Here is a 15,460-nt window from a genome sequence, read left to right on the forward strand (position 1 = left end):
GCTCTTTGCCAAGCATTTCAACCGCCTTTTTTTTAGCGGTAAAACGCTGGATAAAATCATGTTTCAAAGCTTCTGGAGGTGGCTTTATTTCAACAAACACCCTATTGCCTGAGTGACAGAAAAGCTCAAAGTCAGGTGTGTAAGAGCAAGTCCTGTCTTCAAATTGATAATAAAAGCCTTCTGGCTGCGCAACGAAGGACCTTACCTCGTTGGCATATTCAAAGTGAAAGCAGGCATTAAATTCGAGGGAGGACTCAACAGTCTGGACATTGCCATTCTTGTGACTGGCAAATTTATAGATGTGCTTGATAGGGGAAGGGCGCAAGGTACGGGTATACATGGCAGTACACCTATTTTTGTTTTATTACTACAAAAATAGGTTATGCCACGAGAAAAGGCAAAAAATGACAGCAGAAGGACAAATTGTGCCATTTTGAAGGAGAAACGACAGAAATGGAGGCGGCCCCAAAAGCCACATCCCGGCACACGCAGCCACCACTACCGTTGCTCCCTTCCGGGCCTGGCGGGGTTTGCAGTTTAGCGTTGCGGGAGGACCTAAGGGGCCACCATAGCAATACACTTGAATAGCCATGTACTGCGGCGCTGATTTTGGTGGCTACGCCCTGATTTGAACAGGGGACCCCATCATTATGAGTGATGTGCTCTAACCAGCTGAGCTACGTAGCCTTTCCGACATCAGCGGGTGCAGATTATGCCTATTCTCGAAACAAAAGGCAAGCCGAAAACAGGCTTACCTTTCAATGAGACAATGACAGATTTACAGAGCGGTCTGAACCGCTGGCAGTGCAGGCTCGCCATCCAGGGTCGTCACACCTTCAAGCCACGTGGCTAATAAATCGTCGTGCTCTTTTAAATAACGATTGGCGGCAACGCGAGGGTCGACACCCTCATTCATAATGGCGCCCATTAACTGGTTTTCCATTTCCAGCGTAAACGTCATATTACCAAGTAACGTACCCACGTTCGGGCACGCTTCGACAAACCCGGCGCGCGTATTGGTGTGCACCGTGGCGCCACCCAAGTCAGGTCCAAAGTAATCATCCGCATCGGATAAGTAGGCCATATCAAAGTTGGTATTCATGGGATGCGGTTCCCACCCCAGAAAGACCATCCACTCTTCATTGGGGACGCGTGTTGTCAACTCTGAAAGCATGCCTGCTTCACTGGAATCCACCACCTGCCAATCGCCCAGGTCGTAGGCATTATCATCAATCATTTGCTGGATAAGCTCATTGCCATCGTTACCCGCCTCGATGCCATGCACGCGATGGTTAAATTGATCAGCGTGAGCCGCTAAATCATTCACAGAGGTAACACCTGCATCGTACACGTATTGCGGTACGGCCAGCGTGTATTTGGCACCTTCTAAATTGACAACTAACCGCTCAACATCGCCACTCTCAATATATGGGTCGCTGATGGACGCCATAGAGGGCATCCAGTTGCCTAGAAAAACATCAAAATCATTGTTACGCATGCCCGCATAGGCAATCGGCACTGACACCGTATCGACGGTTGGCGTGTAGCCTAGCGCCTCCAACACTTCGCTGGCCAACGCCGTCGTCGCGGTAATATCGGTCCAGCCCACTTCGGCAAAACGCACACGCGAACACTCATCGGCTTGGGCCATCATGGGCATAGCAGCCCCCAACACCAATGCGCTTAATCCCACCACCTGGACACGCTTCATTACAACTCCCCTTCTATTTTACGTAAATGGGCATGTTTATTCCTTTAACGCCAAGCGCAGCAACATGCACCAGCGTTTATTGATTGAACGTTCAATAAACAACTACTAAGATATACAGATAATCATGACTAACCGTATGTTTCAAGTTAGGCATTCAACGTCATCAGGAGACAGCTGTGCCAAAGCTGGGAATGGAACCGATACGCCGCCAGCAGTTAATCAACGCCACCATGGCGGCCATTGACGAAGTGGGGTTGGCAGAGGCAACCATTATGCGGATTGCCCGTCACGCGGGCGTCTCTGCAGGCATCATCAGTCACTACTTTGGCGGGAAAGATGGCCTTCTTGAAGCCACTATGCGCCAGATCTTGACTGACCTTAGTGACGCTATTTCGGCGCGACGCAGGGCGTTGAACGATGACTCACCTAAAGCGCACATCAGCGCGATTATCGAAGGCAACTTCGATCGCACTCAAGTGACCGGCCCTGCGGCTAAAACATGGCTTGCCTTTTGGGCCAGCAGCATGCACAAGCCGATGCTTCAGCGCCTACAGAATGTGAACGATAGACGCCTTTACGCCAATTTATGCTGTCAGTTTCGACGCGTGCTCCCCCACGTTGAGGCACGCAATGCGGCCCGTGGGTTGGCCGCCATGATTGATGGTTTATGGCTACGCGGTGCATTAACACCCGAAGGGCTTGATGCCGACAAAGCCCGCCATCTAGCGCTCCACTATCTTGATCAACTCTTGGCCCATCACCAATATCAACACTCAGCACCCGCTCATTAAGGTTATAAAGGAGATCAACATGTCCGCTCAAGATGTACAGCCTCTCTATATTGATGGTCGCCCGGTCGCTGCCACGTCAGGTACTACTTTTACCGTTACTAACCCATTTGATGGCAGCCTGCTTGCGACACTTGGCCAAGCAAGCCAACAGGACGTTGACGCAGCCGTTGAAGCGGCCCAGCGTGGCCAGCGCGAATGGGCTGCCATGACCGGCATGGAGCGCTCCCGTATTATGCAGCGCGCGGTTGCGTTGCTGCGTGAGCGCAATGACGAGCTGGCAGCGCTCGAGACCCGCAACACCGGTAAGCCGATTAGCGAAACAGCAAGTGTCGACATCGTGACGGGCGCTGATGCGATTGAGTACTTCGCAGGGCTGGCCCCGGCTATTCAAGGCAGCCAAATTCCACTGCGCGAAAGCTCCTTTGTGTATACCCGCCGCGAGCCACTGGGCGTCATTGGCGCCATCGGCGCGTGGAACTACCCCCTTCAAATCGCCTGCTGGAAAGCCGCGCCAGCACTGGCGGCAGGTAATGCCGTTGTCTTTAAACCCAGTGAAGTGACACCGCTGAGCGCAATTAAACTGGCTGAGATTTTTACTGAAGCTGGCCTTCCAGACGGTGTTTTCAACGTGGTGCAAGGCGATGGCGACGTAGGCGCGATGCTGACGGCACACCCGAGCATTGCCAAAGTGTCGTTTACCGGTGAAGCAGGTACCGGCAAAAAAGTGATGGCCGCAGCCGCTAGCTCATCGCTTAAAGACGTCACGATGGAACTGGGTGGAAAATCACCGCTGATCATCTTTGCCGATGCGGACCTGGACCGCGCCGCCGATGCGGCCATGATGGCCAATTTCTACTCCAGTGGCCAAGTTTGCACCAACGGTACGCGGGTGTTTATCGAACGCAGTGTGAAAGACGCATTTGAAGCCAAGCTGGTGGAGCGTGTTAAGCGCATCAAAGCAGGCGACCCTATGGACCCTAGCGTTAATTTTGGTCCTCTTGTCAGTTTTGAGCACCAGGCAAAGGTGCTTTCCTATATTGCCTTGGGTAAACAGCAAGGCGCCCGCCTGCTGGTGGGTGGTGATGAGTGGAAAAGCGGCGACTGGGCCAACGGCGCTTGGGCAGCACCTACCGTATTTACCGATTGCACAGATGATATGCGCATTGTGCAGGAAGAAATTTTCGGCCCGGTGATGTCGGTGCTGGCCTTTGATGATGAAGCTGACGTCATTCGTCGCGCCAACGACACCCGGTATGGCTTGGCAGCCGGCGTATTTAGCGAAAGCTTAAACCGGGCGCATCGCGTTATTCATCAGTTGGAAGCGGGTATTTGCTGGATGAATACGTGGGGTGAATCGCCTTCTGAAATGCCGGTTGGCGGTTATAAAGAATCGGGGATTGGCCGTGAAAATGGTATCGATACGCTTAACCACTATACCCAAACCAAGTCGGTACAAATCGAGATGGGCCCCTTTGAGTCGGTGTTTTAAAGCGAAACAGCAAACACGCCAGCTATTCTACTCTCTCAAGGTGTAACTATGCCGCAACCGCATGAATTTGATTACATTATTATCGGCGCGGGCTCAGCGGGAAGCGTGCTGGCTATGCGTTTAACGGAAGACAGCGACGTCCGCGTTCTCTTGTTAGAGGCCGGCGGGCCGGACTACCGGCTTGATTTCCGTACCCAAATGCCAGCAGCCCTCGCCTTTCCACTTCAGGGAAAGCGTTACAACTGGGCATTTGAAACGGACCCGGAACCGCATATGGATGGCCGCCGCATGGAGTGCGGGCGCGGGAAAGGGTTGGGCGGCTCTTCGTTGATTAACGGCATGTGCTATATCCGCGGCAATGCACTGGATTACGATAACTGGGCTCAACAGCCAGGCTTGGAAGATTGGGATTACTTAAGCTGCCTGCCCTACTTTAAAAAGTCAGAAACCCGCGACACCGGGGCCAATGACTACCACGGTGGCAGCGGCCCGGTCAGCATCACTACTCCCAAAAACGGTAACAACCCGCTGTATCGCATCTTTATTGAAGCAGGCAAACAGGCAGGCTACCCCGAAACAGACGATGTTAACGGCTATCAGCAAGAAGGCTTTGGCCCCATGGACCGGTTCGTTACGCCCAAGGGGCGACGCGCCTCTACCGCCCGGGGTTACCTGGACACCGCCAAACAGCGCACCAACCTGACCATAGAAACCCACGCCGTTACCGACATCATTGAGTTTGACGGCAAGCGCGCTGTGGGTGTGCGCTACGAGCGCAAAGGGCAACAGCAGACCGCCCGCGCCAAGCGGGAAGTGCTGCTGTGTGGTGGTGCTATTGCGTCACCTCAAATTTTGCAGCGCTCGGGCATCGGCCATCCTGAACTGCTCGAGCCGCTAGGCATCAAGACCGTTCATGCCCTGCCGGGTGTCGGCGAAAACCTGCAAGACCACTTAGAGATGTACATTCAGTACGCATGTAAAGAACCCATCTCGCTCTACCCCGCTCTAAAATGGTACAACCAGCCCATGATAGGCGCTGAGTGGCTACTCAAGGGTACGGGCATTGGCGCCAGCAATCAGTTTGAAGCGTGTGCGTTTATTCGCAGCCGTGATGAGGAAGAGTGGCCCAACCTGCAGTATCACTTTTTACCTATCGCGATTAGCTATAATGGCAAAAGCGCAGTTCAAGCGCATGGCTTTCAAGCGCACGTGGGCTCGATGCGCTCCAAAAGCCGAGGCCGCATTCGGCTAACCTCAAAAGACCCGCACGCGGCACCCAGTATTTTGTTCAACTACATGTCGCATGAAAAAGACTGGGAAGAGTTCCGTGATGCCATTCGCTTAACGCGTAACATTATCGAACAACCCGCATTCGATAAGTACCGAGGCCGTGAAATCTCCCCAGGGCCTGATGTACAAAGCGATGAAGCGCTGGATCAGTTTATTAAGGCAAACGCGGAAACGGCATATCACCCCTGTGGCAGTTGCCGTATGGGAGACGATACGCTGGCCGTGACAGATGGCCAAGGCCGCGTTCATGGCGTAGAAGGCTTAAGGGTGGTTGACGCCTCACTGTTTCCCCTAATTCCTACCGGCAACCTGAATGCGCCAACCATCATGCTGGCCGAAAAGATTGCCGACCACATCCGTGGACACGAACCGCTGCCTCGCGCGCAAGTTTCCTATTTTGTAGCTAACAGCGTACCTGCCCAACATGGGTGAATGACGTTTTCACACGTGAATCCCCGTTCATCTAAGCGCCACGGCTAACTGCCGTGGCTTTTTTTTACTAAGCTACTATTAATAAGCAGGATAAAAAGACGTAACGACTTGCGCGGGATAGCGTACGTCTGCCAATATTCAAACATCTGTTCGAATGCCTATGGCTTGCGTTCTAATCATCACTTCAAGCGTTACACACGACGGCAAGGCTGCATCGATGGATCAGACATCAACGTTCTGAGCCAAGCGCAATGTAGACCAGAACTGGACAGTGCCTAATAATACATGGAGACGTTCTATGCTCACCCTACTACTGATTATCCTGGCCGTGGTTGGCCTGCTGATTGTTATGCGCCGCGAAGCAGGCGCCCCAGCAGCCCTGACACTGTTGGGTATATTAGGGCTTGTTGGCCTACTCTTTGACGCCGCCGTTATAGGCGTATTGCTGCTAATCGCTGCTCTGGTCGTTGCTGTGACGGGCCTTGAAGCAGTGCGCAAACAGTGGCTGACACCGCGGATTTTTAAAATTTTCAAAAAGGTCGCGCCAAAGGTCTCCGCCACCGAGCGCACGGCGCTAGAAGCCGGTAGCGTTTCCTGGGACGGGGAGCTTTTCTCCGGTAAGCCACAATGGAATAAGCTACTGGCTTACAAGGATGAAGGCCTGCGCGAAGATGAACAGGCTTTTCTCGATATCCAGTGCGCTAAAGCGGCTGGCATGTGTAACGCATGGGACATTGCTCAAGAGCGTGCCGACCTGCCCCAGCAGTTATGGGACTACCTAAAAAAAGAAGGCTTCTTTGGGATGATTATTCCCAAGGAGTACGGTGGCCTGGGTTTCTCAGCAAAAGCCCAGTCCATGGCACTGCAAAAACTCTCCGCCAACGAAACGTTAATGGTGACCGTTGGGGTGCCCAACTCCCTCGGCCCGGGCGAGCTGCTGCTTAAATACGGTACTGAGGAACAGAAAGACCACTACCTGCCTCGCTTGGCCGATGGCCGCGAAATCCCCTGCTTCGGCCTAACAGGCCCGCGGGCGGGCTCTGACGCAACGTCATTGCCTGATACCGGCGTAGTGTGTAAAGAGATTATTAATGGAAAAGAGACGCTGGGCCTGCGCCTGACGTTTGAAAAACGCTGGATCACGCTGGCTCCCATTGCCACGGTTGTAGGTTTAGCCTTCCGTTTATTCGACCCTGAAAAGCTGTTGGGTGACGAAGAAGACCGGGGTATCACTCTGGCACTTATACCGCGCGATACGAAAGGCATGGACATTGGCCGCCGCCATCACCCCATCGGCAGCCCGTTTATGAACGGCCCGATTAAAGGCGTGGATGTCTTTGTCCCGCTGGATACCATCATCGGCGGGCAGGAGATGATTGGCCAAGGCTGGCGCATGCTGGTTGAGTGCCTATCGATTGGTCGTTGTATCACGCTGCCCTCCGGCGCGACCGGCACCGCCCGCTACGCACTGGGCTGGAGCGGTGGCTTTACGCGTGTTCGTCGTCAGTTCAACGTGCCTGTCGCCGAAATGGAAGGCGTTCAAGAACCGCTGGCACGCATAGCAGTGATGGCTTACATCTCCCAGGCAACCGTTTATCAAACGGCTAACCTGATTGATCATGGTGAGAAACCGGCGGTTCCTTCAGCGATTTTGAAGAGCCAACTGACCGAGTTTCAACGTGATTTGTTAAGCGATGCGATGGATGTGCATGGCGGTAAAGCGGTCACATTGGGCCCACGCAACTATTTAGGTATTGGCTATAGCGCCAACCCGGTTGCGATTACCGTTGAAGGCGCCAACATCATGACGCGTAACCTGATGATCTTTGGTCAAGGGGCGATCCGCTGTCACCCCTACGTGCTGGAAGAGCTGGCCGCCAAGGATGCCAACGACATCAACGCGTTTGATAAAGCCTTCTTCAGCCATGCGGGCCTGATTTTTGGTAACGCCGCACGTGCGTTCACCATGGGGCTAGGGTTTGGTAAAGAACGCGTGCCATTTGACGGGCCAGCCGCGGCTTATGCGCAAGATATTGCCCGCCTCTCGGCAGGCTTTGGACTATGTGCGGATGCCGCCATGGCAAGCCTGGGGTCCGCGCTGAAAAAACGCGAAATGCTCTCTGCCCGTTTGGGCGATGTGCTCTCTAACCTGTATCTCGCATCCATGGTGCTCAAACAGTGGCAAGCAGGTGACAAAGTGGAAGGCGAAGACGCCCTGCTTCACTACAGCTGCCGCTTCCTGCTGCACCGTGCGGAACAAGCCTTTGTGGAGATTTTCGACAACTTGCCTAATCGGGCACTCGGCCGTGTGCTTGACGCCGTGGTAATGCCAACCGGCCGTCGTTGGGATAAACCCCATGACGATTTGGCACGCGACATTGCTAAACGGGTTTCCACCCACACTGCGTTGCGTACCAAACTGCTTTCCAACACCTGGGATACCGACGACGGCGAACAGCCCAACCCATTGGCGCGCTACAACGCACTACTGGTTGATTATGACCGTGCTGAAGCCATTTATCGCACGGTTAACAAAGCCTACGCCAAAGGTGAGCTGCCCCAAACGGCCCTTCACCCTGAAGCTCGGGTTGAGGTAGCGTTTGAGAAAGGCCTGATTAGTGAAGAAGAAACTATCTTTATGCGCGAATTCGAAAAGAACGTGCTGGAGATGCTAACGGTCGATGACTTTGCCTACGATGCGTTCGCAAAGAATAAAGGCACGCTCATTAACCATAATGCTACGCAGGCAGCGCCAATTAATCCTGAGGAAGCCCACGTCGAATAACACATCCTGGAAACAGGATTGCCATAAGCCGGCTCCACAATGGAGCCGGTTTTTTTATAGGCGCCCAATGTTCGTTTTCAAACTTGAAAGATCGCAAACGATCACATATTCTTCATAAATGAAAATAACTGTGTTTTGCTTTGGTTATCAAACCTAATTTCCCATTAATGAGGCTATCATGACCCTGCGTGAACAAAACGTTAGTCAATTGACAAGTACCACCTTTGACGCGCTGGTAATTGGTGGCGGTATTAATGGCGCGGCCAGCGCGGCGGCACTGGCAGGCAAAGGTGCCAAAGTCGCCTTGATTGATCGTGGCGACTTTGCAGGCAGCACCAGCATGCACTCCTCCAACCTGGTGTGGGGGGGCATCAAGTATATGGAAAGCAATGACTTTGGCCTGGTGCGTAAACTCTGTAAAAGCCGCAATCATCTGATCAAGAGTTACCCTTCCACGGTTGAGGAAATACGTTTTCTCACCACGATTACCAAAGGGTTTCGCCACTCCCCTCGCTATCTTTGGGCAGGCACCTGGCTTTACTGGTTAATGGGTAATGGTTTTACCAAAACGCCCCGCCTGCTTTCGCCAAAAAATATCAAGCAAGAAGAGTCGATCATTAATGTCGATACATCGGTGGGCGGCTTTGAGTATTCGGATGCCTACCTGCACGACAATGATGCCCGGTTTGTGTTTAATTTTATCCGCCACGCGCTCGATTTCGGTGCGACAGCCGCCAACTATGTGGAGTCGCTGGGTGCTGAGCGCAAAGATGGTGTCTGGGTAACGAAAGCCCGCAACACCATGGATGGCAGCACGTTTGAGATACGAGCCAAGGTATTGATTAACGCGGCTGGCCCGTGGGTAGATCATCACAACAAGCTGACCAACCAGCAGACATCGCACCAGCACCTTTACTCAAAGGGCATCCACTTAATCGTGCCGCAGTTAACAGAGTCAAAGCGTGTACTGGCGTTTTTTGCTGATGATGGGCGGCTTTTCTTTGTTATCCCCATGGGCAACCGTACCTGTATCGGCACTACCGATACGCACATGGACCACCCTAATGCGGTGGTGACCGATGAAGACGTAAGCTTCGTGCTGGAGAACATTAACAAGCGCTTAACGCTTGAGAACCCCCTGACACCTGACGATATTATTTCAACACGCTGTGGCGTGCGCCCCTTGGCCGTCGAGGCCAACCAGGGCAGTGACCGTGACTTCCTGCAGCTTTCACGAAAACACATTATTGATACACATGACGATACGGCACATATCAGTATCTTTGGTGGCAAGCTCACCGACTGTTTAAACGTCGGTGATGAAATTGCGGATGCGGTAACCCAGCTAGGCGTGACGTTAACCAACCCCAGGTTCCAGTGGTACGGCGAACCTGCTGATTCTGTTAAACAGCAATTTATGGCTCAGGCCGAGCGTATCGGCCTTGATGCGATGACGCCCAGCACCTCCTCAGAGCTACTGACAAAACGCCTGTGGCGCCGCTACGCGGATAAAGCGTTTGCGATGCTTGAAAAAATCGAAGCAGACCATGACCAGGCCGCCTTGCTTATTGAAGGTACCGAATATATTCGCGTTGAGCTTGAACACGCCCGCGATTATGAAATGATCACTGAACTGGAAGATTTCCTGCGCCGCCGGGCCAAAATATCGCTTGTGGTGCGTCATGAGCAGCTACGCCACTCTGAAGGGCTTAAAGAGGCTTGCCGGATGCTTTTCGGTGACCAGGCCGATGAACGATTTAATGCCTACTTCGAAAATAATTCTGGCGAGGCGATTCAACAAGCAATGGCAGACGCCTAGTGCTTGCTAAAAGCACATAACCAAACGGACATAACCCAATTATCGTGCTAAAAAAGCTCCCTTAAAACTGTTAAGGGAGCTTTGTGTACATCCACCACCAAAGCTTCTAAGCGTTTAACGCCTTACTCCTCGTTGGCAACCTGTAGCTGCGAGTCGCCTGCCAACACTTCATCCCAGGCTTCATCCAGCGTACAGCCAGACCGACTATCGAGCGTATCGATCACTTCCACGGCACATTGAAGCGATCTCGGGCTATCTTTAAGCGCAAGTACCAGTTTAGCCAGGTCCTGCTTGCTAAATGTACTGGCAATCTGGTTAGCTTGTTGGCTTAGTTCAATACAGTTCATATTCAGTACCTCATGGTATGGTCATCCGTTGCCGGTCTCACAAAGGGCTTTCGTTGGCAAAGCCAGCCGCCCTATACGTATGGTGGCATTGCTACTCATGCCAGGTCGGATAAGCACCTGGTTCGGTGACTGCGAACGGTCAAACAAACAGATAAAATCTTCGCTCTTTAGCGCCTGCTGTATGCACGCACAAAGGTTATATGGCAAGGTATAGTGCGATGTGTCGGGGTAACGAGGCATCACTCCATCCCATGCCCTGACTATGGTTCATGAACGATCAGCCAACAATGCATCATTGGACGCACGCCCCGTTGTAGCTTGACTACATTGGCCGCCGCCCAGGGTTAAACGTGTTAAAAGCTTACAACAAGAAGAGAATCAAGAAGTGCACGCAGCCACCTTACGATGGCTACGTGATGGCCTTATTCGCCGGAACGTACGCGCGACACGGCATCCAGCCAGCCTTGGTACAGCTGCTCGCGAGACGCATCCTCCATGGTCGGCATAAAGCTCTTTTCACAGTCCCAGAGCTGTTCAATTTCTTCCAAAGAGTCATACCAGCCTAAGCGTAAGCCTGCCAGGTACGCTGCTCCCAGTGCAGTGGTTTCTAAAATAGTGGGACGGTCCACCTCAACATCCAGCATGTCGGACAAAAACTGCATCAGCCAGCTGTTTTTAACCATGCCGCCATCCACGCGTAGTTTGCTTGGTGTGGCGTCCATATCGTCGTTCATACAGTGCTGTAAATCGCGGGTTTGGTAACAGACTGCCTGCAAGCCTGCCGCAACGATTTCTGCAATACCGGTGTCCCGTGTCAGGCCAAAGATTGCTCCCCGCGCTTTAGGGTCCCAGTGCGGTGCCCCAAGCCCCGTAAAGGCAGGTACCAAATAGACGCTATGGCCCAGCCGGGTCTCCTTGGCAAGCGCCTCGGTTTCGGCCGCATCCGCAAACAGGTTCAAGCCATCCCGCAGCCACTGTACGGTTGCGCCTGCGACAAAAATACTGCCTTCCAGCGCATAGGTGGGCTTACCGTTAAGCCGATAGCCGATGGTGGTTAACAAGCGATTACGCGAAAGTGCGGGCGTGTCACCGGTGTTTACAATCATAAAGCAGCCGGTGCCGTAGGTGCTTTTCCCCATACCCGGCGTAAAGCATGCCTGCCCTACTAGCGCTGCCTGCTGATCGCCCGCCACACCAGCAATCGGTAGCTCAGCCCCTAACCACTCTGCCTCCATCATGCCAAAATCATCGCTGGAGTCTTTCACACTGGGCAGCAGGTTGGCGGGTATGTTGAACAGCGCCAGCAAATCCTCATCCCATTGCTGGGTGTGTATGTTAAAGAGCGCCGTGCGCGAGGCATTGGTGGCATCGGTGACATGCTGCTTACCGTTTGTCAGCCGCCAAATCAGAAAGCTATCTACGGTGCCAAATGCCAGCTCGCCACGCTCAGCGCGTTCACGGGCACCCTCCACGTTCTCAAGCAACCACGCCAGTTTCGTCGCCGAAAAGTAGGGATCAATTAACAGGCCGGTTTTTGCTTGAACGCTATCGGTATGCCCAGCTTCACGCAGCGTTTGGCAGGTATCAGACGTTCGCCGATCCTGCCATACAATCGCGTTATAAAGTGGCTTACCTGTTGCGCGGTCCCACAACAGCGTGGTTTCGCGCTGATTGGTAATACCCACACCCGCCACTTGACCTGCAGAAATACTGGCCTTCACCAGCACTTCTTTGCAGGTCGCAACTACTGATTCCCAAATATCTTCAGGATCATGCTCAATCCAGCCATCACGGGGAAAGTGCTGGGTAAACTCTTGCTGGGCAACGGCCGCAATTTCCCCTTGTCGGTTAAACAAGATGGCACGGGAGCTGGTGGTACCTTGATCAATAGAAAGTAGATAACGGGACATTAGATGTTCGCTTTGAGGTGAATATTTTCGCTTTATTATGAATAAGGCTACGCTAAGCCTTATTGATGCTCAAGTACGAAAATACCTCTACAAAGCAGCCTTGGCCCGTTTAGGCGATATAGAGCGCCACATCATATTGGGTTAGCAACTGCTGGATAGACTCGGGAGGCTTACGGTCAGTGAACAACGCATCCAGCTGGGAAAGATTCCCTTGGCGTACCACAGGGTTGCGATGGAACTTGGAGTAATCCGCGGCTAGATACACGCGTCGCGAATTAGCAATGATCGCTTGGGCCACACGTACTTCCTGGTAATCGAACTCCAACAAAGAGCCATCTTCATCAATACCGCTGATACCAATAATGCCGTAGTCGACCTTAAACTGATTAATAAAGTCGATGGTGGCTTCACCGATGATGCCGCCATCCCGGGAGCGCACTTGGCCGCCCGCAATGATGACGTTAAAGTCTTCTTTATGCTGCAAAATAGCGGCAACGTTCAGGTTGTTGGTGATCACTTCCAACCCTTGATGCTCCAGCAATGCCTGGGCAATGATTTCATTGCTGGTACCAATATTGATAAACAGCGATGAGTGATTAGGAATATGCTGCGCCAGACAATGAGCAATGCGCTCTTTCTCTTCAAGATGGAGTGTTTTACGTGTGCTGTAGGCCGTATTAACGGTGCTTGACTCAATTCCCACGCCACCATGCACCCGCCTCACTCGGCCCTCATTCGCCAACGTATTGAGATCGCGCCGAATCGTTTGAGGCGTTACTGCGAAATGATCAGTCAGTTGCTCAATGCTCATATAACCGTGCTGACGAACCAGCTCGACAATCGCATCCTGACGGTATTGTTGATTCATAGGCTTAGCCTGTTCACTTTTATTTATCGCCAAGCGTAATAGGGTAACAAAATCTGATAGCCCTGATCCACACGACGAAGCTCAACAAAGCTCGGTGGCACACGGAGGGGCCACCGAGCACTATCTTTTGCTGTCGTTACTTACAGCGGCCATACCCACAAAATAACCGGCAGGGCAACCACCAGCACAACGATCGAAAGCGGCAAGCCTAGTTTCCAATAATCACCAAACCGATAGCCGCCAGGCCCCAGCACCAGTGTATTGGACTGATGGCCGATAGGGGTTAAAAACGCGCATGAAGCACTCACCGCGACCACCATTAAAAACGGATCAAGGGAGACATTAAAGCCTTGGGCTAAACTGGCGGAAATCGGTGCCATTAACAATGCGGCGGCGGCATTATTGACCACATTTGAAAGTAGCATGGTGAGCACGAAAAGGCCGATTAAGGAAATAAAGATGGGCCACTGCGCGCCAAAGTCCAGCAAGATGTTCGCTACAATCGTGGCTCCACCGCTGGTTTCCAAGGCCTCCCCTACGGGTATCATGGCGGCTAACAGTACAATCACAGGGCCATCAATGGCCTGGTAGCCATCCCGCAGTGGCAATACCCCAATTAATAGCGAAATAAGCGCGGCACAGCCCATTGCGACCGCTGCGGGCAGAAGGTCCAGCAGCATCGCGACAATGGCCAGCGCAAAAATCCCGATTGAGATAACCAACTTACGCGGCTGGCCTAACTGCAGCTCCCGATTAGCCAACGGCAAACAGCCTAAGGTAGAAAGGCTATCACTAATTTCGTTCTCGCTGCCCTGAAGCAGCAGTACATCGCCGGTTTGAAAACGAATATCCCGCAAGCGCTGCTTCAAACGACTACCGTCACGAGCAACCGCCACCAGATGTAGACCAAACTGTTGATTTAGTCGCAGCTGTCGGACACTGCGATTATTCATCATCGAATCATTACGCACGACCGCTTCGATCAGTTGCAGCCCTTCGGTATCCACCGGCTGCCGGCCCTCACTGCTGTCTGCTTCGCCCTCATCCTCTTTTGAGGCATCTTCATCCTTCTCCTCAGGCTCCGCAACCGCACTCAACCCTACTTTATCTTCAAGCAGCTTTAGATCATCCGGGCCCGCCTCAAGCAGTAAAATATCGCCCTCTTGCAAGATCCCATGAAAGGAGTAGCCCGCCCGACGGTTATCGTCGCGCACTACGGCCAATACAGGAATGGTTTCCTCAAGCTCATCGCGTAACTGCGGCAGCGTTAAGCCGTTGGCTTTAGAGTCCTTGGTAACGTTAAGCTCTACCAGATAATTGGCGGTATCAAACATCTCTTCAGTTGATGACTTCGCATTGCGTTTAGGCGTTAAGCGCCAGCCAATTAACACGATAAACACAAGGCCTACAGCAGCTACCGCAACCCCGACAGGGGAAAAGCTGAACATGCCAAAATTTTCCCCGGTTACACTGCCACGGTAGCTGGAGATAATAATATTGGGCGGTGTGCCAATCAGGGTGGTTAAGCCCCCCAGCAACGAACCAAACGCGAGCGGCATTAAAAGCAGGGAAGGAGACGTGTTATGTTCGCGGGCAAGCCGCATGGCAACGGGTAGCAATAGCGCTAACGCCCCCACATTATTCATAATGCCGGACAACACCACCACGGTTCCTACTAGCGCTAAAAGCTGGAGTATCAGCCGGTCACCCACCTTGAGCACTTGGTTGGAGATAATATCCACTACGCCAGAACGCTCAAAGCCACGGCTTAACACCAGCACGGCAGCCACCGTAATGACGGCGGGATGACCAAACCCGGCAAACGCTGAATCAGCCGGAACAAGCCCTAGCATCACCGATGCAAAAAGCGCCGTTAATGCCACTAAATCATAGCGGAAACGCCCCCATACGAACGCTACCAACGTTAATCCCAGCACGATAAATATCAGTGTGCTGGGTGCCAAGCCGATTGCTTCCATCGCCATGCGAATCATCTCCTGTAACGCTACCCGGCCTGC

At 52.8% G+C, this 15,460-nt stretch carries 11 protein-coding genes, 1 tRNA gene and 1 other RNA gene; 5 read left to right on the forward strand and 8 right to left on the reverse strand.

All coding sequences use genetic code 11. The features are described from left to right. From ACT3TJ_RS14125 to ACT3TJ_RS14140, 4 genes are all read right to left on the reverse strand, one after another. A partial coding sequence (locus ACT3TJ_RS14125; protein WP_444665907.1) for a TnsA endonuclease N-terminal domain-containing protein occupies positions 1-340 on the reverse strand: 340 nt, incomplete at its 3' end. A 123-nt stretch (positions 341-463) separates the two neighbouring features. Next, positions 464-560: signal recognition particle sRNA small type (gene ffs / locus ACT3TJ_RS14130), an RNA gene on the reverse strand. A 50-nt stretch (positions 561-610) separates the two neighbouring features. Continuing rightward, positions 611-687, reverse strand: a tRNA-Met gene (locus tag ACT3TJ_RS14135). 91 nt (positions 688-778) lie between these two features. Then, entirely contained in the window at positions 779-1,711 is a 933-nt protein-coding gene (locus ACT3TJ_RS14140; protein ID WP_444622134.1) for a choline ABC transporter substrate-binding protein, read from the reverse strand. 176 nt (positions 1,712-1,887) lie between these two features. Here ACT3TJ_RS14140 and betI point away from each other — a divergent pair, with 176 nt between their 5' ends. From betI to ACT3TJ_RS14165, 5 genes are all read left to right on the forward strand, one after another. Further along, positions 1,888-2,502 (forward strand): transcriptional regulator BetI, encoded by a 615-nt coding sequence (betI, locus tag ACT3TJ_RS14145; protein WP_441679329.1) that lies wholly within the window; start codon positions 1,888-1,890, stop codon positions 2,500-2,502. Between the two features lie 19 nt (positions 2,503-2,521). Next, positions 2,522-3,991 (forward strand): betaine-aldehyde dehydrogenase, encoded by a 1,470-nt coding sequence (betB, locus tag ACT3TJ_RS14150; RefSeq protein WP_444622135.1) that lies wholly within the window; start codon positions 2,522-2,524, stop codon positions 3,989-3,991. A 48-nt stretch (positions 3,992-4,039) separates the two neighbouring features. Beyond that, complete coding sequence (gene betA / locus ACT3TJ_RS14155; protein ID WP_444622136.1) at positions 4,040-5,713, forward strand: choline dehydrogenase; 1,674 nt, start codon at positions 4,040-4,042, stop codon at positions 5,711-5,713. A gap of 298 nt (positions 5,714-6,011) precedes the next feature. Further along, a complete protein-coding gene (locus tag ACT3TJ_RS14160; RefSeq protein WP_444622137.1) occupies positions 6,012-8,498 on the forward strand; it encodes an acyl-CoA dehydrogenase in 2,487 nt (828 codons plus the stop codon). A 178-nt stretch (positions 8,499-8,676) separates the two neighbouring features. After that, positions 8,677-10,317 carry a glycerol-3-phosphate dehydrogenase/oxidase gene (locus ACT3TJ_RS14165; protein WP_444622138.1) on the forward strand — a complete coding sequence of 547 codons (1,641 nt, stop codon included), beginning with the start codon at positions 8,677-8,679 and terminating at the stop codon, positions 10,315-10,317. 122 nt (positions 10,318-10,439) lie between these two features. Here ACT3TJ_RS14165 and ACT3TJ_RS14170 read toward each other — a convergent pair whose 3' ends face one another. The 4 genes from ACT3TJ_RS14170 to ACT3TJ_RS14185 form a co-directional block, all read right to left on the reverse strand. Continuing rightward, the gene (locus ACT3TJ_RS14170) at positions 10,440-10,664 is read right to left on the reverse strand and encodes a hypothetical protein (RefSeq protein ID WP_172116492.1); all 225 of its coding nucleotides are present in this window, start codon (positions 10,662-10,664) and stop codon (positions 10,440-10,442) included. Positions 10,665-11,086: 422 nt separating this feature from the next. After that, on the reverse strand, positions 11,087-12,574 hold the full coding sequence (gene glpK / locus ACT3TJ_RS14175; RefSeq protein ID WP_444622139.1) for a glycerol kinase GlpK: 1,488 nt from the start codon (positions 12,572-12,574) through the stop codon (positions 11,087-11,089). A 109-nt stretch (positions 12,575-12,683) separates the two neighbouring features. After that, positions 12,684-13,442 carry a DeoR/GlpR family transcriptional regulator gene (locus ACT3TJ_RS14180; protein ID WP_087105625.1) on the reverse strand — a complete coding sequence of 253 codons (759 nt, stop codon included), beginning with the start codon at positions 13,440-13,442 and terminating at the stop codon, positions 12,684-12,686. A 140-nt stretch (positions 13,443-13,582) separates the two neighbouring features. Continuing rightward, on the reverse strand, positions 13,583-15,427 hold the full coding sequence (locus ACT3TJ_RS14185; RefSeq protein ID WP_444622140.1) for an SLC13 family permease: 1,845 nt from the start codon (positions 15,425-15,427) through the stop codon (positions 13,583-13,585). Between the last annotated feature and the right edge of the window lie 33 nt (positions 15,428-15,460).

Source organism: Halomonas sp. AOP30-A1-24, assembly GCF_052378165.1.
Taxonomy (GTDB): domain Bacteria; phylum Pseudomonadota; class Gammaproteobacteria; order Pseudomonadales; family Halomonadaceae; genus Vreelandella; species Vreelandella citrativorans.

What these genes read in the sequence shown, in the direction of transcription:
- betA (WP_444622136.1), top strand. Translation starts at nt 4,040, where the DNA reads ATGCCGCAACCGCATGAATTTGATTACATTATTATCGGCGCGGGCTCA.
- ACT3TJ_RS14165 (WP_444622138.1), top strand. Translation starts at nt 8,677, where the DNA reads ATGACCCTGCGTGAACAAAACGTTAGTCAATTGACAAGTACCACCTTT.
- ACT3TJ_RS14140 (WP_444622134.1), bottom strand. Translation starts at nt 1,711, where the DNA reads ATGAAGCGTGTCCAGGTGGTGGGATTAAGCGCATTGGTGTTGGGGGCT.
- ACT3TJ_RS14170 (WP_172116492.1), bottom strand. Translation starts at nt 10,664, where the DNA reads ATGAACTGTATTGAACTAAGCCAACAAGCTAACCAGATTGCCAGTACA.
- betB (WP_444622135.1), top strand. Translation starts at nt 2,522, where the DNA reads ATGTCCGCTCAAGATGTACAGCCTCTCTATATTGATGGTCGCCCGGTC.
- ACT3TJ_RS14180 (WP_087105625.1), bottom strand. Translation starts at nt 13,442, where the DNA reads ATGAATCAACAATACCGTCAGGATGCGATTGTCGAGCTGGTTCGTCAG.
- ACT3TJ_RS14160 (WP_444622137.1), top strand. Translation starts at nt 6,012, where the DNA reads ATGCTCACCCTACTACTGATTATCCTGGCCGTGGTTGGCCTGCTGATT.
- glpK (WP_444622139.1), bottom strand. Translation starts at nt 12,574, where the DNA reads ATGTCCCGTTATCTACTTTCTATTGATCAAGGTACCACCAGCTCCCGT.
- ACT3TJ_RS14185 (WP_444622140.1), bottom strand. Translation starts at nt 15,427, where the DNA reads ATGGCGATGGAAGCAATCGGCTTGGCACCCAGCACACTGATATTTATC.